Origin of the sequence: Clostridium niameyense (assembly GCF_001243045.1) — a bacterium.
GTDB classification, from domain to species: domain Bacteria; phylum Bacillota; class Clostridia; order Clostridiales; family Clostridiaceae; genus Clostridium_F; species Clostridium_F niameyense.
Genome location: NZ_LN849007.1, coordinates 1,712,235 through 1,733,458, shown reverse-complemented (window position 1 = coordinate 1,733,458; position 21,224 = coordinate 1,712,235). Strand labels below are relative to the sequence as shown.

Here is a 21,224-nt window from a genome sequence, read left to right as displayed (position 1 = left end):
TATTTTTAAAAACATGTAAAACTATCAATTTGTCTAAGATCCATACCAAAATATACCCATCTCCAACCAGTCCATCTCCAACCTGATATAGAACGTCTTCCTATAAAAACAATCCAAGCCCAGAAAGGTCTACCTCTACTTGGCCAGATATAAGTAAATTTATACCTGCAAAATCTTATGGAGCCAGGATCAACAGCTTTAACTCCAAGTTCATTTTCTGATTTAGAAGGAGTGATATTTGGTGGAGGAGAAGTTGGAGGCCCAGATGATCCAGGCGAATTCATTGGAGACCAACTAGGAGGAGGTCCTATAGGGGTTTGCCTATAACCTCTCATCATATAATTGTTATTGTAGAGCAAATAATAAAGATAAGGACACATTTTTTAACTCCTAAAAAGTAATTACATTACCATACTATTCTTAAATTTTATAAATGCTAATATTTTAAATTAAATAATGTATTATTTTAATTTAAATTCTTTATAAGTTATCCATTTATTTTTATTCCATTTAAGTATAGATATATTATCAAAATAAGTATTAAAATTAGGATAAAAATTATTTATATATTCCCATATAGGAGAAAATTTCTCTTGAGGAAATTTAGTTACAATAGTACAATGAAAAACTTTATTTTTGTTTTCATTTGCTTTAAAAGAGATTTCGTTTAAAGTTTTAAGTTTATATATAAAATTATTATGGAGATCTATTGCATTTTTTGAAGGATTAACTTCCATATATACAACTCTATTTCCAAAATGATTGAAGCCTTTAATTCTTAGGTCTTCTTTAGTCTTATCTTTAGTGAATTCCTCTATTAAATTTTCTACTTTTTTTATATTATCTGTTTCAAAAGGAGCTTTTATAGTAAAGTGACAAGGAAGTTTTTGTCTATTAACTTTAAATTTAAAGCATACATTTCCAACTAAGCTTTCATGAAATTTTAAAGCTTCTCCTTTTACTAAACAAACTATAACATAACGTTCCATAGTAAAATCCCCTTTCAGTATTTTAATAATATAGATGAATATAAATATATTTTAATCATTTAAAAATATTTTATTTTTGATTTATAGTAGCAAAATAGTATGTCCACCATATTATATAGTATAAAACAAAAGAATAAAAACAAAAAAGTGTAAAACAAAAGAGTAAAAAATAAAAAATATAAAACAAAAAAACCAGGGGGAATTTTAATTGGATATAGAACAATATAATGAAAATTGCGAAACAATAGATAATACTTCTAGTGTAGATAGCACTTCTAATACAGATAACAATCCTAATACAGGTAATGGTAAATGCAATTTTGGTTGTGGTAAGGTATTAAGTAGTAAAACTTTATGTTTATCCAATGGAACAAATCTTACTCCACAAGGAATAAATGGACCTGTGGTTGTAAAAACACCAGTAGTTTTAGCAGAAAAAAATGTACAAATAGATGTAGAAGCTAGATTAAAATTAAAAAGAAAATATTATGAAATTAAAAGAATAAAAAAAGATGTATATTTAACTCAATGTGAATTGATACCAAATATAGGAATTACGGAAAATGGAGTTCCTACTACTGGAAAGTTATTTATAAGTGGTTATGTGAGAGAAAATATAGAATATGCTTCAGCTGATTGTGTTAGTAAATATGCAGTTAGTGGAGATATAAACCATACTACAGAAAAGATTCCATTTAATTGTGTTACAGAAGTTGATTATGTAAATCCACCAATATTATTTGAAAGATTACCTCAAAATAGAACGGATTTATATTGTGATGATAGACCATGTAATGAAAATTGTAAGAAAAAAAGAATAGGTAAAATGGATTGTGAAGAATATTTAGAAGATGAAGTAAGATTTACAGAAAAACCTTATTGCGAATTAGAAGGATCTCGAATATTTCAAGCTGATATTCAGCAGGAACCTTGCGAATTTGCAGGAGTAAAAAAATATGATGAACTGTTACAAAAAATGGTAGTTTATGTAAGAATTAAAGTATTACAAGTACAACAAGTATCTATAGACTGTTAAATATTAATTATCCACACCTTATATAAAAGTAAGGTGTGGATAATTTACATAGTATTATTTGTAGGTGAAAAATATGATGAATTTCCAACGACTACTTTTTTTATTTTTAATTTTATACAATGAAAAAATTAGTTTGCAAAATCAATGGATTTTATATTTTGTGCAAAATGTACAAAATAGAGAAACCAACCACAAAAATATTATCAAAAAAGATGTTAATAATAATTTGACCTTAGAAGGAAAAGAAATAGATTATAATATTACAAATAAAGAAAAAATGTGCCATGATAAAAAGAATATAAATAAAAAAAAGATAATAGATAAGAGTAAAGATATATATATAGGAGAAGATTCACATAAAAAAAATGTTATAGATAAAGTAAAAAATATACATAAAGAAAAAAGTATAAATAAATTGGAAGATATAGCCAAAGAAAATAGTATAGATAATAGAAAGTGTATAGATGAAGAAAAAACTATAAATAAAGGAGAAAATATAAGTAGAAGAGGAGTAAGCAAGGTAGAGAATGTAGATGAAGAATATGTTATAGATAAAAAAAAGCGTATAGATAAAGAAAAAACTATAAACAAAGGAAAGAATATAAGTAGAGAAGGGGTAAGTAATGTAGAGAATGTAGATGAAGAATATGTTATGGATAAAAAAAAGCGTATAGATAAAGAAAAAACTATAAACAAAGGAGAGAATATAAGTAGAGAAGAAGTAAGTAAGGTAGAGAATGTAGATAAAGAATATGTTATGGGCAAAAAAATATGTGTAGATAAAGAAAAGATTATAAATAAAGAAGAAAATATAGATAAAGTAAAAGAAGTAGTTAAGGCAAAGAATATAGATAAAGAAGATAGAGTAGATAAAAAAAATGAAAGTATTATAATTAATGTTCCAGTTATTGTTAAGTCTTTAGAGACACAAATAAGTTTAATTAATGATATTAAAATAAAAGATGGATTTATAGAAATTCACAATGTTGAAAATCGAGTATTTGTTGAGGAGGGAACATTAGTAAAGTTAAGTTATAAAAATAATTCTACAGTTTTTATAAAAGGTTATGTAAGAAGTTTTATAGAGTATAGTATTTTAGATTCAATAGATGGAGATAAAATATTAACCTGTAAAAAAGGCTTAATAGCATATAAAGATTTTAAAATTACTAGTAATCTAAAATTTGATATAGATATATTTAATAAAAATGATAAATATCTACCTATAGTATTTGATAATAATGATTTTAAACATAATAATATATTATATGGAAGATTGGAAAAGTTTGCAGTTAAATGCCATTTAAAATATGAACATAAAGATGCTAGTTGTAATTTGAAAAGGGAAAATATATTTTATAGTTTAAAGGAGAGCATGGTTATAAATTTAAATATTAGTTTTTTACAAAATAAGTATACAGAATATAAAAATTAAATCTACTGCATTAATCAACTTTTGTGTTAATTAGAATAATATAAATTATAGCAATAGATTTAAAGGAGATAAATTTATGTGGAGACAACCTAACGTAGTTTATAGAGTAAAAAAAGGAGATACTTTATTTAATATTGGAAGAAGTTATGGTATTTCTGTGGAAGAATTAAAACAATATAATGGACTTACTAGTAATGAATTATATATAGGTCAAGAGCTTTTCATACCGGTATCAGTATATATGGTAAAGCCTCAAGATAGTTTGTATCTAATTGCAGAAAAATTTAATACTACTGTAAAAAGTCTGGTAGTATTAAATAATTTACCATCTACTAATCTAGATATAGGGCAAATATTGCAAATACCACTATATACAGAAGCTATAGTTAGAAGTGATATAGCTAATATAAGAAGAGAAGATTCTTTGAATTCAGATATTTTATACAGAATGGTAAAGGGTGCAAAATTGCCTATATTAAAAGTGCAAGGTCAATGGTATAAAGTGAGATTATTTAATGGAAATGAGGCTTTTGTATCATCCACAGTGACGGAATTTAAAACTTATGGCACTATGAAACCAGTATCAGCTATAGATGGATTTTATACTTTATCAGAGGGTCCTACACTACCATCATCATATAATTCTTTTATTAATAACATAAATTCCCTATCAGAAGTAGCTATGTTTATTTTTAGAATAGATGAAAATAATGCTACACAAATTGAAAAGTTTGGACAATTTACAGATGATGAGATTAGTAATTTAGTTAATATAGCCCATAAAAATAATTTAAAAATGTTAGCTTTAGTTCATAATCTTCTCTATAAAAATGGAGGAGTAAATTTTGCTAAAAATTTAGTAAAAGAATTAGTAAGCACCAAAGAAAATAGAGCCATATTTATAAATAATATAATAGAATTAATTAGAAGATATAATTTTGATGGTGTAAATATTGATATAGAAGATGTTCATATAGAAGATAGAGAAAAATTATCATTATTATATTTAGAATTAGGTGCAGCATTACGAAAAAATGGATATTATTTTTCAGTATCTATACCTGCTAGAGTAAGTGATGAACCTTTTAATCCATTTTCTGATCCTTTTGATTATAGTGTGATAGGATCTACTGTAGATCAATTTATAGTTATGCTATACAATGAACATGGATGGCCAGGAAGTGGGCCAGGACCTGTAGTATCTATAGGTTGGATGAATAGGGTTTTAAATTATACTATAACAAGAGTTTCAAGAAAAAAAGTAGTAGGGGCTGTTTCTGTATTTGGATTTGATTTCAATTTAACAACAGGAGGTAATACTTATGTAACTTATGAAATGGCAGTAGATTTGGCAAGAAAGTATAATAAGGAAATTATATTTGATGAGACAACTAAGACTCCTATGTTTAGTTATATAAGTGAGAGTGGAGATAAACATGAGGTGTGGTTTGAAGATAAGGATAGTATATACGCGAAAATACAGTTAGCTTTCCAAAAAGGTATAAGAGGAGTAGCACTTTGGAGATTGGGTATGGAGGATCCTGAGATTTGGAATATGATAAGAAATGATGTAGTAGTGGAAAGATATTAGTTTTTTTATTAATAACTTAAACTAAAATATAATAAAATTATATAAGGATATAAAAGATTTACCCAGTACGTATGTCCTGGGTTAAATTTAATTAAAAATACATACTCCATAATGTAGCAATAGATGAGGAGGAGTAGGTTTTGGAAAATAAAAATTATGAGAATAAAGCTGATTTATATGTAATAGAAGAGTTGGGAATAGCTTATAGTTACTGTAAAATTGTTCTAAGTGATAATAGAAAAATATGTGATTGGATTTTTATTAAGATAAATAAAGGCTTTGAAAAATTCATAGGTATATTAAAAGAAAAAATAGAAAATAGAAGGGCCAGTGAAATAGGGTATTTAGATAATTATAGAGAGTTTATATTAAAAGAGTTAAATAATATGTGGAATAATAAACTGTCTGACACTGAATTTGAATATTATTTTATAGAAAAGAATAACTGGATTAAAGTTTATTTGAGAAAGTATAAAAGAAAATATTTTTTCTTAATTCTTAATAATATAAGTGAATATAAAATTAGAGAAATAGTATTAAAAAGTAAGGAAAAAATATATAAATCCATAGTTGAATCTAGTAGTAATGCAGTTATCATAAGAAATATATATGGGAGATTTTTGTATTTTAATAATTCAGCTTGTAATTTATTTGGATATACTGAAGAGGAAATGAGAAGATTAAATGTAAGAGATATTATACCTTATAATGAAAATATAGAAATGTACTATCCTATAGAGGATAAGTTTTTAGAGAAAGTATATAGAAAAAAAGATGGTACAAATTTTTATACAGAAGAAGTATGTAAGTTTATAAATATGGAAGGGGAAGTAGCCATAATATCCTATATAAAAGATATAACTGAAATAAAAAAATTTAGAGATGAAACAAGTCATATGGCTTATTTTGATGGACTTACAGATTTACCTAATAGAAACAGATTTTATAGGGAGATTAATAATGAGTTAAAAGAAAATAAGTGTTTTGCTATAATATTTTTAGATTTAGATAAATTTAAAAATATTAATGATATGTATGGTCATTGTATAGGAGATAAAATTTTATGTGTAGTTTCCAGCAGAATTAAGAATATTTTAAAAAAAGGAGATATAATAGCTAGATTTGGAGGAGATGAATTCATTATTTTATTAAAAAATATTAAAGATAAATGTAAAGTTAAAAAAGTAGTTTTAAAAATTTTAGAATCTTTTAAGGAAGACATTAACCTAGATGGTGAAAATATAAATGTTAAAATTAGTATTGGCATAAGTTTCTTTCCTGATGATGGACAAGATATTAAGACATTAATTGATAATGCAGACAAGGCTATGTATAAGGCTAAAAAATTAGGAAAAGATAAGTTTGTAATTTATAGTAAAAATCAAACTTTATATTAACAAAAATATACTATAGGTATAATGCAGTAGTAAGTTTCATTTAGCTACTGTTATTTTTTACATTAAAAAAATTATATAATAACTTAGAAATTTTATTGAAAAAAAATATAAATACAGTATACTAAAATTAAGAATTGAATTCAAAAAAGTGAAATTTTAATCACTAATATGAATAATATTTATAATAAAAATAAATTATAAAACATCTAAGGAATGGGAGGAAAATATGAAAGACTATAGTGTATTTGATATAATAGGTCCAGTTATGATAGGTCCTTCAAGTTCTCATACAGCAGGAGCTGCAAGGCTTGCTAAGGTTGCAAGTTCTATAGTAGGAGATAAAAAGATTGTAGAGGTTAAATTTTTACTTCATGGATCATTTGCCAAAACTTACAAAGGTCATGGTACAGATAAGGCATTAATAGCAGGTATATTAAACATGGATCCTTGGGATGATAGACTTCGAGATTCTTTTAGTATAGCAAAAGATAGTGGGTTAAAATATGAATTTATAGAATCGGATTTAGGAGATGTTCATCCTAATACTGTTAAATTTATAATAAAAAAAGAAGATGGAAAAATATCAGAAATTGTAGGATCTTCTATAGGTGGAGGAAATATAATAATAACAGAAATAGATGGACAACCGATAGAATTTACTGGAAACAACCCTACAATTATAACTCATCATAAAGATGTGCCGGGAATTATATCTAAAATCAGTACTATGATGTATGCAGAGGAGATAAACATAGCTACTATGAAGGTTTTCAGACAAAGTAAGGGATTTCAGGCCACTATGACTTTTGAAACGGATGCTCCTATACCAAAAGGTATAATAGATAAGATAAAAACTATTCCTAACATACAAAATGTAAAAGTTATAAATCCAATTAAATAAGGAGGATAAATAGGATGTTTGTAAATAGTGGTAAAGAGCTTATAGATATTTGCAATATTAAAAATTGTAATATATGGGAATATGCTTTAGAAACAGAATCAGAAAATAATGGATTAAGTAAAGAAGAAATATTTAACTCTATGAAAAAAAGCCTTGAAGTAATGAAACATTCTTCTAAGGTGGGTTGTGAAAAAGAGGTTAAATCCGTTAGTGGATTAATTGGAGGAGATGGAGTTAAACTTTATACTTATTCTAAAAATGAAAATACATTAACAGGAGAATTTATGGTAAAGGCTATGGCAAGGGCTATTTCAACATCAGAGGTTAATGCAGCTATGGGTAAGATTGTAGCATCACCTACTGCAGGTTCTTCAGGTATACTTCCGGCTGTAATAATATCTGCAGGGGAAAAATTAAAAAAAGATAGTGATGAGTTAGTAAAAGCATTATTCACAGCAGCAGGAGTTGGTATACTTATTACAAAAAATGCTACTACAGCAGGAGCAGAAGGAGGATGTCAAGCAGAATGTGGATCAGCTGCGGCTATGGCATCAGCAGCTGTAGTAGAAATGATGGGAGGAACAGTAGATCAGGCTTTGGATGCAGCAGCCATAGTTATTAAAAATGTTCTAGGTCTTGTATGTGATCCTGTAGCAGGACTTGTAGAAGTTCCTTGTGCTAAAAGAAATATAGCAGGCACAGTAAGTGCGTTAACTACAGCAGATTTGGTAATGGCAGGGGTTAAAAGTCATATATGCTTTGATGATGCGGTAGAAGCTATGTATAAAGTGGGGAAACAGCTTCCAGAGGCTTTAAGAGAAACAGCTTTAGGAGGAGTTGCAACTACTTGTTCTGGCATTAAACTTAAGGAAAAAGTATTTGGATGTGCAAATTGTAAAAAATAGATGGAACTTTATAATAAGTTCCTTTTTTTATACCAAAAATATATTATATAAAAAATAATTGTTATTAATAGAATGAAATGATTTATTATGGTATCATAAATATTACATTACAATAAAATGATTATATACAATATTTTAAATATGATAGAATGTAGTAAAGGTTAAGGCAAAAGTGAAAGGGGATGGCATAGTGGATAAATTAAATATTTGTATAGATATCGATGGAACTGTTACGGAACCCTATTATTGGCTAAATATATTTAATAAACATTTTAAAAAGAATATAAAACCTTCTGAGGTTACTAAATATAATATAGACGAGGTTATGGGAATTACGGAGGAGCAGTATAATGAATTTTATGAAAAACATAAAGTAAGAATTCATACTGTAGAGGAAAAAGTAAGAAAAGATGCAAAAGATGTATTAAATATTTTGAAAGAATACAATAACATATATTTCGTTACAGCTAGAGATAAATCATTAGAAATGTTAACTAGATGTTATCTAGAGAATAATGGAATAAACTATAATGAACTTTATGTTTTGGGTAGTCACTATAAAGTAAAAAAGGCCATAGAATTGAAGTGTGATATATTTATTGAAGATAATCCTAATAATGCTTTGGAACTTTCAGAGGCTGGATTCAAGGTTATTTTGATAGATACAAATTACAATAAAAATATTCATGGTTATAATATAATAAGGGTTTATAATTGGAGGGAAGTTTATAATATAGTAAAAGAAATTTATATGGAAGACAAAGCTATATAAAGGGTTCAGTACAGTATTATAAAAGCTACTATGTGTAAATGTATTTATATATAAGTTTTCCACATAGTAGCTTTAAATTTATAAAATTTCTTGTATAACTCTTAAGGCGTTCTTATAAAGTATTTTTTCAATTTCATTTTCTGTAAAATTTTCTTTTTGCAGCGTAGTTATTAGTTTATATATTTTACTGGAGTTTTTTACTTCACTAGGAACTTCTATACCATCAAAATCCGAACCAATGGATATGCAATTTATACCACCAACTTTTTTTATATGTTTTATATGAGTTATCATATCTGCAATTTTACCATAATCATTTTCACCTAAAAATGTTCTTTCAAAATTAATACCTATAGTTCCTCCTCTTTCAGATAAGGATTTTATCATAGGATCAGTCAAATTTCTAGGGTGATTAGTTATAAATCTAGCATTAGAGTGTGACGCTATAAAAGGCTTTTTACTATTATTGGCTACATCCCAAAAACCAGCATCGGATAAATGAGACACATCTATTAACATGCCTAATTTATTCATTTCTTCTATCACTTTAAAACCAAAAGGTTTTAGGCCTTTATCCATGTATTTTTGTTTGCAGTTTGGAAACCCTATTTCATTTGGAAAATTCCAAGTTAAAGTTATAAGTCGGACTCCCAATCTATAAAAGTTTCTTAAATTATATAGTTCTCCTTCTAATACTCCACCCTCTTCAATGGTTAATAAGGCGGAGAGTTTATTATCATTATTGTTTTTAACAATATCTTGATAATTTTTGGCTATACGGATATAGTTTTTATTTTTCTCTAGTTCATTATAAAAAAAGTCTAACATTTTAAGGCAAGTTTTTAAAGGGGTTTTAGTTTCGCTTTTATCTATGAAAAGGGCAAAAAATTGAGCTAATGAATGAGCAGAATTTAGTTTTTTTAAATCCACACCTAAAGTATTTTCATATAAAGTTTCCCCTTCCTTTATAGTAACAGACTTATTTAGGCAAGTTTTTTTATTCATAAGGGCATAAATTGTATCACAGTGTAAATCAATAAAATTCATTATAATTCCTCACTTCTCAATTTATTTATATTATTATAACAGATAAATTTCTCAATTACTTTTATATTACTATATCTTATTACAGTTAATTATAACAAATTATACAAAAATAGTTTATTTAAATAAATCATTATAATGTAATTATATATATGAATTTTAAAATCTAAATATTATTAGTAAAAGATATTGTATTTAAGTAAGGAAGCCTTATTTAATTTATGTTAGTTTATGATGAGTTTTTATAAATGAAAGAATATATGAAAGGAATATTTTACAATTAACAACTTCAATGCTATAATAGGGTTGTTGATATCATTATATAAATAAGTTGTTATATTAAAGGGAGATGTTTTATGATAAATAAGCTTAAAAGTGAAAAGGTTTTTCTAATATCTACTATAGTATTAATGGCTATAATGATATTTGTATTTTTAAATGTAAAGGCATTTGGATATATTACAACAAATGTTCTTAATTTTTTGCTGGATAATTTTTATTGGTTATATTCAGGTGCAATACTTTCATTTTTTATATTTTGTCTTTGGGCTGCATTAGGTAGATATGGAAAAATAAAATTAGGTAATGATAATGAAAAACCTAAGTATAGTTTTATATCATGGTTATCAATGTTGTTTTGTGCAGGCATGGGGATGGGTCTAGTATTTTGGTCTGTAGCAGAACCATTAATTCATTATGTACATCCCTTAGGAGAAAAAGGTTTTACAGAAAAATCTAAAATGTTTGCTTTAAAAAAGGTGTTCTTACATTGGGGGATATCCGCATGGGCTTGTTATGCCATATTAGCATTAGTTCTAGCATATATGCAATTTCGAAAGAAGAAACCAGCTTTAATGAGTAGTATACTTATTCCTATTATAGGAGAAAAAAGAGCCAATGGATTAATAGGTAGCATAGTTGATATTTTTACTATATTTGCTACAGTAGCAGGAATAATAACTTCTCTTGGAATGGGGACATTACAAATAAATGCGGGATTAAATTATTTATTTAATATACCTGAAAATATAAAAGTTAAATTACTTATAGTATCAATAGTAACTATATGTTATATGAGTTCGGCTATGTCAGGAATTGATAAAGGAATACAAACCTTATCTAATCTTAACATATTTATTGCTATTTTTGTTGTAATACTTGTATTAATAGTTGGACCTACATCAGAGATCTTTAAGAATCTATTTAAAGGGATTATATATTATAGTAAAGATTTAGTTACAACTAATAATAATATATTTTTGCATGGTAATTGGTATAAAGACTGGACTTTATTTTATTGGGGTTGGTGGATAGCTTGGACTCCACCAGTCGGAATATTTATAGCTAGAATTTCAAAAGGAAGAACTATAAGAGAATTTTTGCTAGGGGTTTTAATAATTCCTAGTCTAATGGTTTTCTTATGGTTTGCTATGTTTGGGACAATGGGATTTAATATGGATAAAGCCACAATATTAACTGCAATACAAAAGGTTGATACAGCATTTTTTGTTATTATGAGTAAATATCCTTGTGGATTATTGATAAATATTCTTATAATGATTTTATCTTTAATATTTTTTATAACATCAGCAGATTCTGCAACCTTTGTTTTAGCTATGTTATCATCAAATGGAAGTTTAAATCCACCAAATACTAAAAAGTTTGTATGGGGAATATTACAAGGGGGCTTAACTATATCATTTTTACTAGCAGGCGGATTAAAAATGATACAAACAGCGTCTATATTAGCAGCTTTTCCATTTGTTTTTATAATGATACTTTCCATGATATCTTTTAGAAAAAGTTTAATGGAAGAAGATATTTCAATGCAAGAAGATGTTTCATTGTAATATGCAATAAAAGATATAGTAGTTTTTTGTGTTTATTAATAAAAGGTTCCCATTTTTATTTGTTAAAAAGGGAACCTTATTATTCATTTAAAATATGTTTAATTAATGCATTTTAGATTTAACAGATAAAAGTGTAAAACCTACAGTAATCGCAGCTAATATTATAGTTATAATTGTAGCTTTCCTTTTAGAAGTTTTTCCTACAGTATATATTCCTATTCCTAAAATGACATAATACCATATAGAAAATATATCTAAAGAACTCATTAAAGCGGATTTAACAGAAGGGTTTGTAATAGCTTCCACCCCTACAGGTCTTTTGGATATGAACATATATATAGCTTTAAATACAAGCCCAATAGATGTAGCTACAGAAGATACTAAACATATAAATACAGTTTGTTTATAATTTATATGAGTCTTACAAATTTTAAATAATATAAATATAAGGAATGCTATAAAGAATGTACCTATAATTACTCCTACTAAAGAGGAGATGCAATGATAAGTAGGACTCATAATTTTGGTCATAATATTTTTAGTTATTTCTGCCGTTTTTATATCCATACCTTTAGTGCCTTTCTTTATTAGTTCATCCCTAACAGTCTTTGAAGTACTGGAAAAGGCTAGAGCATTTATTAAAGTACACAAAGATACGAATAAAAGTAATGGCCAAATTTTAGGCTTTTCAGTTGCTGTAGCCTTAAATAATTTTGATGGTGATTTAAAGAAATAAGTTACCTTTTCTTTAAAAGTTAATTTTTCTATAGTATTAGTTTGATTTTCTTCCATTTTAAATTCCTCCTATTCATCTTTTATAGAATTTATAACATTTAATTTAGAAGCTTTAGTGGCAGGATATAATCCTGATAAAAATCCAACTAAAGATGAAAATAATAAAACGAATAATACTAGTCCTAAACTAGAAACAGCTACTTTTACGCTTCCACCAGATGATGAAAGTTTAGATTTTAATGCAAGATTTATAATAAATCCTATTAGGCTTCCAATTACTATGCCTATTATTCCACCCATAAAACCAATAGCAGTAGCTTCTCCTATAAAAATTCTTTTTATATCTCCAATTGATGCACCAACGACTTTCATAATACCAATTTCTTTTCTTCGCTCTAATATAGACATATTCATAGTATTAGCTATTCCAAAGGCTGCAACTAATAGAGATATACCACCGATAGCACCTAGTATTAATTTAATACCATTTAGGGTTTTTCCTATACTATCTTGCATTTGTTTAAATGAAGAGTATAAATATCCATGGTCCTTTAGATATTGTTCAGCTTTAGAACTATCATCTTGATTTTTAAGCACTAAATCTATATTGTTATAACCTTTATTTTTAAGAAAATTATTATCCTTGTTTTTGTATTCTACTATATTTTTGGCGAAGTTTATAGGAGATTTTATACTGAAGTCATCAGAAAAGTTTTCCTTGCAAATACCAGTTATCCTAACAGAATAGGTTTTCCATTCATCTTCACCTTTGTCATTTACTGTAGAAACTTTAATTTTGATTTTTTTTCTAAGGATTTTTTCTAAGTCTTCATTTTTTATGTTTTTAGTATCTTTAATATTTAAAAGATAAGCTGCAATTTTGTATCCTAAAACTACTTCATTTTTTGAGTCCTTAGGAAATTTTCCTAATAGCAATTCATGATCTTTACTATAATTTTTCATAGTCATACCTTGAAGCATAGCAGAATTAATATCATTTTTTTTGTAAGATAGAGATATATCTTCAGATAGTTTAGGAACTACATATTTGACATAATTTAATTTTTCTAATTCAGTTATATTTTTTTTATTTAAAATTTTTTTCTTATTTTTACCCTTAGAATTATCATACATAGCCATAGAGTCATTATAAGGAGAAACTGTTATAGTGTTTATATCTCCTAAAGAATTTAATTGACTAGACATGTATTTTTGGAATCCATTTCCCAAAGAAATAATTACATATATAGCTATACTTCCAATAACTACACCTAACATAGTTAGTAAAGTTCTAGCTTTTCTTTTCCAGAGATTATTCCAAATAATTTCTATAAGGTCATTAAGTTTCATATTAATCACCTATTCCTAATAAAGCTTTAAAGAAAGAACCAATGTGGCTTAAAACACCTTTTTTATTTTTATTATTAGAATTAGTATCAATTTTTTCACCTTTGATATTAAAATCTTGAATTATTTTACCTTCTTTATTTAATTCATCTTTATAAGAAATCTCAATTTTACCATTAATATTACCAGATAAATTTAATTCCTGTGAGAATTCATTCTCATCCTCAGATTCCATAGTTCCAAAGAATTTTGAAAAGTGTTTATCTTTTGCAGTAACATTTACCATAACATCTTTTAATGTACCTCTACCACTATTTATAAAGTTCACATTGAGTTTTTTGCCATTATCGGAATCCTTATTATTAACAGAAGTTATAATTAAATTAGGTTTATTACCTAAAACTATTCCTATAACTCTAGTTTCTTCATTATATTGTCCATAAAGTTTATAGCTAATTTTTACTGTAAGATTATAGCTACCAGCTTTTAGAGAAGGATCACAAATCATGTTTATCGAATTACTATTAGTAGAGTAATTTGAAATATCCCCCACATAAATTTCATTAGTGGTTCCTACAGGAGAAAATCCAGTTAAAGTATTTTTGCCTTCTAATCCTACTAATGTAATTATTACGTCTTTTAATTTAGAATCTTTATTATTTTTTATAGAAAAGTTAATTTTAAATTTATTACCAGGCTCTATAGTTTCAGGGGAAGTATTAACTTTAGTTAAAGTTATTGTACCAGAATCTGCATGTACTATAGAAAATGGAACTATTGATATGAAAAAAATAAATGTAAAAATATATATTAGCTTTTTCATTTTAATCCTCCTTAATTAGAAACAATTTGTCCATCTGCAATTTTGACTATTTTAGTGGCATATTCGCAAACCTTAGATGAGTGAGTAACTATTACAAAGGTTTGATTAGTAGTTTCATTTAAATTTTTTAGCATTTCTAAGACTTCTAAACCGTTTTTACTATCTAAGTTTCCAGTAGGTTCATCAGCTAAAATTATTTTAGGGTTATTTACTAAAGCTCTAGCAATGGAAACTCTTTGCTGTTGACCGCCAGATAATTCTGAAGGCTTGTGATAAACTCTTTCTACTAATCCAACTTTTTCAAGCATTTTTAAGGCTTTATCTTTTCTTTCTTTTTTATTTATACCAGAAAAAATAAGAGGAAGCTCTACATTTTCTAAAGCGGTAAGTTGGGGAATTAAATTATAGGATTGAAATACAAATCCCATATGTCGTCTTCTAAAAAGTGCTAATTCATTTTCACATAATCCAGTTACTTTTTCATTAGCTATAGTTACTTCACCAGAGGAAGGAGGCATTAAACCACCCATAATGTTTAGTAAAGTAGATTTTCCAGAACCAGATTCACCTATAAGTGCCACGAAATCACCTTCGTTTATGTTTAGAGATATATTTTTTAATATATTAACCTCCATTTTAGCTAAAAAAAAGTTTTTACTTACATTTTTTATTTCAATTAAGCTCAATTACTCACCTCCTTAAATTGTATATATAGTATATACACAGTATACATGCGTTCACATATACTGTCAATAAATTTGTTAATAAAAAATTATAATATATTTAATAAAGTTTATAAAGTATTTAAATTAAAGGACAGTTCATTAAAAGAGTAATATTATTCTTTTAATGAACTGTCCTTTTATATATTAATTTTCTATTATATAGAGTTTTGATAAGTCTTGAAACATAAATATTGGAACAGGTTTAGCTTCTTTTATACCACCAATTTTTTTGCTTATTGCTATTATAGATTTTGGATTAGCAATAGGGTATATAGGCATATCATCTATTATTTTATTTTGAATATCTTTATAAAGATATTTTCTTTTGGATTTGTCAGTTTCTATACTAGCTTTAGTCCATAAATCATCTACTTCTTTATTGCTATAATTAGAGGTATTATATTGTTTATCTGTCATAAATATATCTTTGTAGGAATCTGGATCACATCCCATTATGTATCCATTAAATATAAAATCATAATTTTTTCTTTGATCTATGAATATTTCTTGAATAAAACTATCTTTATCAAGTGGTTTAAGTTCTACATTTATACCAATATCTTTTAGGTTTTTTTGAACTACTAAAGCTTTATTCTCGTCAGGTTTGTTAGATTTTACATAAACAAGGGAAAGTGTTATATTTTTGATATTAGTTTTTTTTAATAAATCTTTTGCCATATTCTTATTTTGTTTATACTTATTAATATTTTTATTGTAATATAAAGTATTTATGGGAAATATATTATAAGCTTTTTGTGCATATTTTTCGGATTCATAACCTGCTTTTAGTAGACCTTCCTTATTTAAACTATAAGCAATAGCTTGCCTTACTTCTTTTTTATTTAGATTTGGTCTAATGCAATTTAAAATTATACCATCAACCATACCTTCTTCAAAGGTTATAATATTATAATGCTCACTATCTTTAAATTTTTTTATGTCTTTTGGCTTTATGTATCTGACGTGGTTTTCCACAGAACTGATGTTTTCATCAATAGAATTTTTGTTTTTTAATACTTTATAAGTTATAGAATCTAAATGTGCTTTTCCTCTAAAATAATTATCGAATCTTTCTAAAACAATATCCTTATTTTTATTAAAGTTTTTAAATTTGAATGGTCCAGAGCCTATGGGATGATTGTTTTTGGAGCTTTTTTGTATATCATTTTCCTCAGAAAACACATGTTTAGGAATAGGGCTCACTTGTGATAATGAGTTTAAAAAAGCCATTTGTATACTAGGTAATTTAAATTCTATAGTATCATTATTTATTTTTTTTACTGTTATAGGTTTATTATTTATAATAAATAATTCTCTAAGAAATGTATTTTGCCTTTTATCCATTATTTTTTCCATAGTAAATACTATATCATCTACAGTTAAAGGTTTTCCATCATGCCATTTTAAATTTTTCTTTAGTTTTAATGTATAGGTTAAATAATCTTTAGAATGTGTGATGTTATCTGCGAGATAATAATCAATCTTTTCCCCATGTATAGTAAACAATGGAGAGAAGATAGCATTATTTATAGTCATAGTAGCTCTGTCGTAGGAATATAAAGGATTTAATATTTCTGGACTTGAGTCTATGGAAAAAATTATATTTCCTCCGTTTCTAATTTTTACCTTATAACTATTGTTACTATTAGAATTTTTTTTATTATTGCAGGCGGTAAGAGTAAAAGCTATAAAGGCTATTAAAATTGCCGTAAATAACTTTTTTAGTTTCATTAAAGATCCCTCCCTAGATAAATACTATTAGCAAAATTATAACATTTAATTACAAAAATGTTAATTAACGAAAGAACAATATTATATTATAGAATAAGTTACTGTTAATTGCAATATATATAGATATTTTTAGATTTAAAATTCTAGGAATATATTTTATTATAATTTTTTAAGGTACTACGAATATAATACTTGTAAACTATTTGTTACACAGAATTCTATTTTTTTGATATAATTATAATGTTACATTAAAATAATTATTAGAAAGAGGTAATTATGTCTAAAAAGCGAAATAAATCAAGAGTAAAAAATAAAAAGAAAAATAAGAAGTCTTTTTTAAAAAGACTTATGTTTTTTATATTATATGAATTTGTAATAGGTATTGTATTTACAATATTATTAGTTTTTTATGGACCTTTTGATGGCGTTAGAAATACTATAGTTGGAACAGCAATGGCAACATATAAACATCAATATATTGCAACTACATTTTTATCCGAAGAAAAAATAAATAAAATATTAAATAAAGGTAATTCTAAACCTGCTATGGCCGAGGATACTAGTGGAATAAATATACAAAACACAGGAAAAAATTCTATTGAGAGATATGATATAAGTAATGCTAAGTTTGACGGGTATATAATTGAGATTAAAAATCCCAAGAAAGTTAAAATAGGATTTACTCAATACTTAGGAAAAATGGGTGAAAGAACTAGTCAAATAGCTAAAAGAAATAGGGCCATAGCGGCAGTTAATGGAGGAGGATTTAGAGATGTATCTTCCGATGGAAAGCTATGGACAGGTACAGGTGCATATCCTGAAGGACTGGTCATATCTAAAGGAAAAGTTATATATAACGATTTTAAAAGAGGAGAAAAAGCTAATGTTACTGCTTTTACCAAGGACGGACTTCTAATAGTGGGAAACCATACTGTAGAGGAACTTCTAAGTCAGGGAGTAGTGGAGGCACTTTCCTTTAGGAATACATTAATAGTTAATGGTCAGCCTATACACTATAATGAGGGAATAAACCCCAGAACTGCAGTAGGTCAGAAAAAGGATGGTACAATAGTATTTCTTGTTATAGATGGACGAAGAGGAATAAAACAAGGAGCAACTTTAGATGATGTGGAAAATATATTACTTCAAAGAGGAGTAGTAAATGCTAGTAATTTAGATGGTGGATCTTCATCTACTATGTATTATAACGGAAAAGTTATAAATAGACCTTGTAACTGGGATGGAGAGAGAACAGTGGCCACAGTTTTATATGTAGAACCATAAAGGAGAGTACTTATGAAAAAAATAAAATTATTTTTTATATGGACGATTATTCCTTTAGTAATATCCTTTTTATGCTTACTTTTTATTGATAGAGTTTACTTATCTTCCTCAAAAGATTTTAAGATAAGTAAGGTAGAGGATAATAATAAAACTTTAAAAAGGAATGTGTCTATAGACATACCGGAAGAGGCTAAAAATATACAAGTATCTTATAGTGGAGAGTATATATCTTATTACTATGAGAATAAAATAGTTATAGTAGATGCAAAAGATAAAAAAGAAAAAAGTGTACAATTTAATAATGGGGAAATAAATTATACTTCATGGCTACCAGATAGAAATATACTATTTATAGGAGAAAAGTCAGAGGAAGGTGGAGGCCATTATTTAACTTTTTATTCTTATGATAGTGAAAGAGGTGAAAGATTCCAGTTAGAGGATAACAATGGTAAAAAGACCATAATAAATTTACCATCTGGAAGCTATAATATAGATAAAATGACTTTATCTACTGCTACTAATACTATATATGTAAAATTGAAAAATGCAGCGGGAAGAAACAGAATGTATAGAATAAACACTATGGCAGAGCTTCAAAGAATAAAAAATATAGGAAATAATATTGGAGAAATAGCTGTAATGAATAGTGAAGATAAATTAGTTTATGAAAATAAAAATAATAACAATATATATATAGAAGGTAATGAAAATAATATATCTGGAGAAAATGGATACGCATATTCTATTTTAAAGATAGATGATGGGGATAGAATATATTTAGGAAGAACTAATTTAAATGCATCAGAAAAGAAAATAGATCAAATTGTTTACTGGGGCTTAGGAGAAAAAACACTTAATAAAAGAGAGTTGGTATTAAATAATAGTGTGGAAGCACAGAATATAAAAATAGGTACTAATAGACATGTATTTATTGTAGAGAATGAAGATAATAAATTAAAAGAGGTATCTTCAAAGCAAGAATTTAAATACACGGGTAAATTTATTGATATATTTAATAATGGAATAGTTTCTAGAAGTGGCAATAAAATTTTAATAAAAACTATAGATTTTGACAAAAACTAAATATTGGTACATGACACTATGAGATTTTATTATATGAATTTTCATAGTGTTTTTGTTCATATTAATTAATATTCAAGTAAAAATATGTTATTATAAATTTGATGTAATAAATAAAAAAGGATGATAAATATGAAGTTTATTATAAAGCAAAAATTATTTTCTATAAGGGATAAGTACATAGTTGAAAATGAAGAAGGACAAAAACTATATAAAGTAGAAGGTAGCCTTATGTCTTTAGGAAAAAAATTTAGAATGTATGATACTTATGATAGAGAAGTTGTTTATATTAAAGAAAAAATTATAAAGATAGTTCCTAAATACTACATAAATATTAATGGTAATGATGTAGCAATTGTAAAAAAGCAAGTTAGCTTTATAAAACCTGTATTTTTAGTAGAAAGTGTAATAGGAAATTATGAGGTTAAGGGAGATATATTTCACTATAATTTTTATATACAAAAGCAAGGAAAAAAAATAGCTATAGTAAAGAAAAGATTATTATCAATAAAAGATTGCTATGAAGTAAATATAAAGGATGGAGAAAGTCAAATCCTTATTCTGGCTATAGTTATTATTATAGACGAGGTAATACATAATAATAAAAATAAAGAAGAAGATTAAAGGGTGAATTTTATGATCAAAATAGGTGAAAAAACTATATTTATTAAACAAGGGGATATTACAAAGGAGGAAACAGATGCTATAGTAAATCCAGCTAATGGCTTTATGATACATAAAGGTGGGGCAGCGTTAACTATTGCTACTAGAGCAGGTGATTTATTACAAGAACATAGCAGAAAAATTATAGAAAAATCAGGACAGATTCCTTCGGGAAAGGGAATAATAACTTTAGGATATAATCTTCCTTGTAAATTTGTAATTCATGTAGTGGGCCCTAAAATGGGAGAAGGACAAGAAGATGAAAAGTTAATGAAATCAGTAAATACAGCATTAAATTTAGCAGATATGTATAATTTAAAATCAATATCTATGCCAGCTATAAGTTCAGGAATATTTGGATATCCCAAGGATAAATGTGCACAAGTACTTTTAGAAACTACTATTCAATATTTAAAAGATAACCATACTAGTATAGAACGTGTGATTATGTGTAATTATGATAAGAAAACTTATAATGTATTTTTACAAAAGGAAAGAGCTATTTTAATATAAATATAGTAATAAGTAAAATATGCCTATTGAATTATTAGGCATATTTTACTTATTATGATTACAGCAATTAGCACAGTTAGAATTTTTGTGACAACCACTGCAATTAGTACAATTAGACCTTTTATCTGTTGTTGGGATTATTTTCATCATAAATGTATTATTTTTAAATATAACTTCTATAGATTTTACTTTTTCACTTAAATTCTTATCGTATACTACAGTTAAATTATTAATTTTATAAATTATATCATTTTTTTTAATATCATCTAATAAGATATCTACAAGAGCATTGCCACAACAACTTTTTAATTGATGAAATCTAACACAAGAATAGTTATTGTCACTTAACATTTTTAATAAGTTATTTTCAGCTTGTTTTGAAATATTAATAATCATAAAGAAC

Annotated in this window: 21 protein-coding genes; 12 read left to right on the top strand and 9 right to left on the bottom strand. The window is 26.3% G+C overall.

The features are described 5' to 3' along the window. Positions 1 to 5 precede the first annotated feature (5 nt). Together BN1711_RS09160 and BN1711_RS09155 are read right to left on the bottom strand one after the other, a co-directional pair. The gene (locus BN1711_RS09160; protein WP_050607853.1) at positions 6 to 380 is read right to left on the bottom strand and encodes a hypothetical protein; all 375 of its coding nucleotides are present in this window, start codon (positions 378 to 380) and stop codon (positions 6 to 8) included. An 81-nt stretch (positions 381 to 461) separates the two neighbouring features. Further along, on the bottom strand, positions 462 to 989 hold the full coding sequence (locus BN1711_RS09155; protein ID WP_050607852.1) for a 2'-5' RNA ligase family protein: 528 nt from the start codon (positions 987 to 989) through the stop codon (positions 462 to 464). 208 nt (positions 990 to 1,197) lie between these two features. On the opposite strand from BN1711_RS09155, the gene BN1711_RS09150 reads away from it, so the two are divergent. From BN1711_RS09150 to BN1711_RS09120, 7 genes are all read left to right on the top strand, one after another. Beyond that, positions 1,198 to 2,025 carry a CsxC family protein gene (locus tag BN1711_RS09150; protein WP_279233076.1) on the top strand — a complete coding sequence of 276 codons (828 nt, stop codon included), beginning with the start codon at positions 1,198 to 1,200 and terminating at the stop codon, positions 2,023 to 2,025. A gap of 64 nt (positions 2,026 to 2,089) precedes the next feature. After that, complete coding sequence (locus BN1711_RS12600; protein WP_164995941.1) at positions 2,090 to 3,460, top strand: hypothetical protein; 1,371 nt, start codon at positions 2,090 to 2,092, stop codon at positions 3,458 to 3,460. 76 nt (positions 3,461 to 3,536) lie between these two features. Continuing rightward, a complete protein-coding gene (locus tag BN1711_RS09140) occupies positions 3,537 to 5,051 on the top strand; it encodes a LysM peptidoglycan-binding domain-containing protein (RefSeq protein ID WP_050607850.1) in 1,515 nt (504 codons plus the stop codon). A gap of 140 nt (positions 5,052 to 5,191) precedes the next feature. Beyond that, complete coding sequence (locus BN1711_RS09135) at positions 5,192 to 6,448, top strand: sensor domain-containing protein (protein WP_050607849.1); 1,257 nt, start codon at positions 5,192 to 5,194, stop codon at positions 6,446 to 6,448. A gap of 226 nt (positions 6,449 to 6,674) precedes the next feature. After that, entirely contained in the window at positions 6,675 to 7,349 is a 675-nt protein-coding gene (gene sdaAB, locus BN1711_RS09130; RefSeq protein WP_050607848.1) for an L-serine ammonia-lyase, iron-sulfur-dependent subunit beta, read from the top strand. A 14-nt stretch (positions 7,350 to 7,363) separates the two neighbouring features. Then, a complete protein-coding gene (sdaAA, locus tag BN1711_RS09125; RefSeq protein ID WP_050607847.1) occupies positions 7,364 to 8,254 on the top strand; it encodes an L-serine ammonia-lyase, iron-sulfur-dependent, subunit alpha in 891 nt (296 codons plus the stop codon). Positions 8,255 to 8,444: 190 nt separating this feature from the next. After that, the gene (locus BN1711_RS09120; RefSeq protein WP_050607846.1) at positions 8,445 to 9,026 is read left to right on the top strand and encodes a 5' nucleotidase, NT5C type; all 582 of its coding nucleotides are present in this window, start codon (positions 8,445 to 8,447) and stop codon (positions 9,024 to 9,026) included. A gap of 78 nt (positions 9,027 to 9,104) precedes the next feature. Here BN1711_RS09120 and BN1711_RS09115 read toward each other — a convergent pair whose 3' ends face one another. Beyond that, the gene (locus BN1711_RS09115) at positions 9,105 to 10,073 is read right to left on the bottom strand and encodes a dipeptidase (protein ID WP_050607845.1); all 969 of its coding nucleotides are present in this window, start codon (positions 10,071 to 10,073) and stop codon (positions 9,105 to 9,107) included. A gap of 353 nt (positions 10,074 to 10,426) precedes the next feature. Here BN1711_RS09115 and BN1711_RS09110 point away from each other — a divergent pair, with 353 nt between their 5' ends. After that, a complete protein-coding gene (locus BN1711_RS09110; RefSeq protein ID WP_050607844.1) occupies positions 10,427 to 11,920 on the top strand; it encodes a BCCT family transporter in 1,494 nt (497 codons plus the stop codon). A gap of 102 nt (positions 11,921 to 12,022) precedes the next feature. Here BN1711_RS09110 and BN1711_RS09105 read toward each other — a convergent pair whose 3' ends face one another. The 5 genes from BN1711_RS09105 to BN1711_RS09085 form a co-directional block, all read right to left on the bottom strand. Beyond that, entirely contained in the window at positions 12,023 to 12,712 is a 690-nt protein-coding gene (locus tag BN1711_RS09105) for a Yip1 family protein (RefSeq protein ID WP_050607843.1), read from the bottom strand. A gap of 12 nt (positions 12,713 to 12,724) precedes the next feature. Next, positions 12,725 to 14,005 carry an ABC transporter permease gene (locus tag BN1711_RS09100; protein ID WP_050607842.1) on the bottom strand — a complete coding sequence of 427 codons (1,281 nt, stop codon included), beginning with the start codon at positions 14,003 to 14,005 and terminating at the stop codon, positions 12,725 to 12,727. Position 14,006: 1 nt separating this feature from the next. Continuing rightward, positions 14,007 to 14,825 (bottom strand): COG1361 family protein, encoded by an 819-nt coding sequence (locus BN1711_RS09095; RefSeq protein ID WP_050607841.1) that lies wholly within the window; start codon positions 14,823 to 14,825, stop codon positions 14,007 to 14,009. A gap of 11 nt (positions 14,826 to 14,836) precedes the next feature. Further along, positions 14,837 to 15,460, bottom strand: coding sequence for an ABC transporter ATP-binding protein (locus BN1711_RS09090; protein ID WP_050608481.1), 624 nt, complete (start codon positions 15,458 to 15,460; stop codon positions 14,837 to 14,839). Between the two features lie 234 nt (positions 15,461 to 15,694). Next, positions 15,695 to 17,281 carry an ABC transporter substrate-binding protein gene (locus BN1711_RS09085; RefSeq protein WP_050607840.1) on the bottom strand — a complete coding sequence of 529 codons (1,587 nt, stop codon included), beginning with the start codon at positions 17,279 to 17,281 and terminating at the stop codon, positions 15,695 to 15,697. A gap of 276 nt (positions 17,282 to 17,557) precedes the next feature. Between BN1711_RS09085 and BN1711_RS09080 the strand changes: the two genes are divergently transcribed. The 4 genes from BN1711_RS09080 to BN1711_RS09065 all read left to right on the top strand — a co-directional run bounded on the left by BN1711_RS09080 (position 17,558) and on the right by BN1711_RS09065 (position 20,821). Continuing rightward, positions 17,558 to 18,565 carry a phosphodiester glycosidase family protein gene (locus tag BN1711_RS09080; RefSeq protein ID WP_050607839.1) on the top strand — a complete coding sequence of 336 codons (1,008 nt, stop codon included), beginning with the start codon at positions 17,558 to 17,560 and terminating at the stop codon, positions 18,563 to 18,565. 12 nt (positions 18,566 to 18,577) lie between these two features. Beyond that, complete coding sequence (locus BN1711_RS09075) at positions 18,578 to 19,648, top strand: hypothetical protein (protein WP_050607838.1); 1,071 nt, start codon at positions 18,578 to 18,580, stop codon at positions 19,646 to 19,648. Between the two features lie 129 nt (positions 19,649 to 19,777). Then, positions 19,778 to 20,269, top strand: a complete 492-nt coding sequence (locus tag BN1711_RS09070; RefSeq protein ID WP_050607837.1) for an LURP-one-related/scramblase family protein — start codon at positions 19,778 to 19,780, stop codon at positions 20,267 to 20,269. 12 nt (positions 20,270 to 20,281) lie between these two features. After that, on the top strand, positions 20,282 to 20,821 hold the full coding sequence (locus tag BN1711_RS09065; RefSeq protein WP_050607836.1) for a macro domain-containing protein: 540 nt from the start codon (positions 20,282 to 20,284) through the stop codon (positions 20,819 to 20,821). A 45-nt stretch (positions 20,822 to 20,866) separates the two neighbouring features. On the opposite strand, the gene BN1711_RS09060 is transcribed toward BN1711_RS09065, so the two are convergent. Next, positions 20,867 to 21,217 (bottom strand): hypothetical protein, encoded by a 351-nt coding sequence (locus BN1711_RS09060; RefSeq protein ID WP_050607835.1) that lies wholly within the window; start codon positions 21,215 to 21,217, stop codon positions 20,867 to 20,869. Between the last annotated feature and the right edge of the window lie 7 nt (positions 21,218 to 21,224).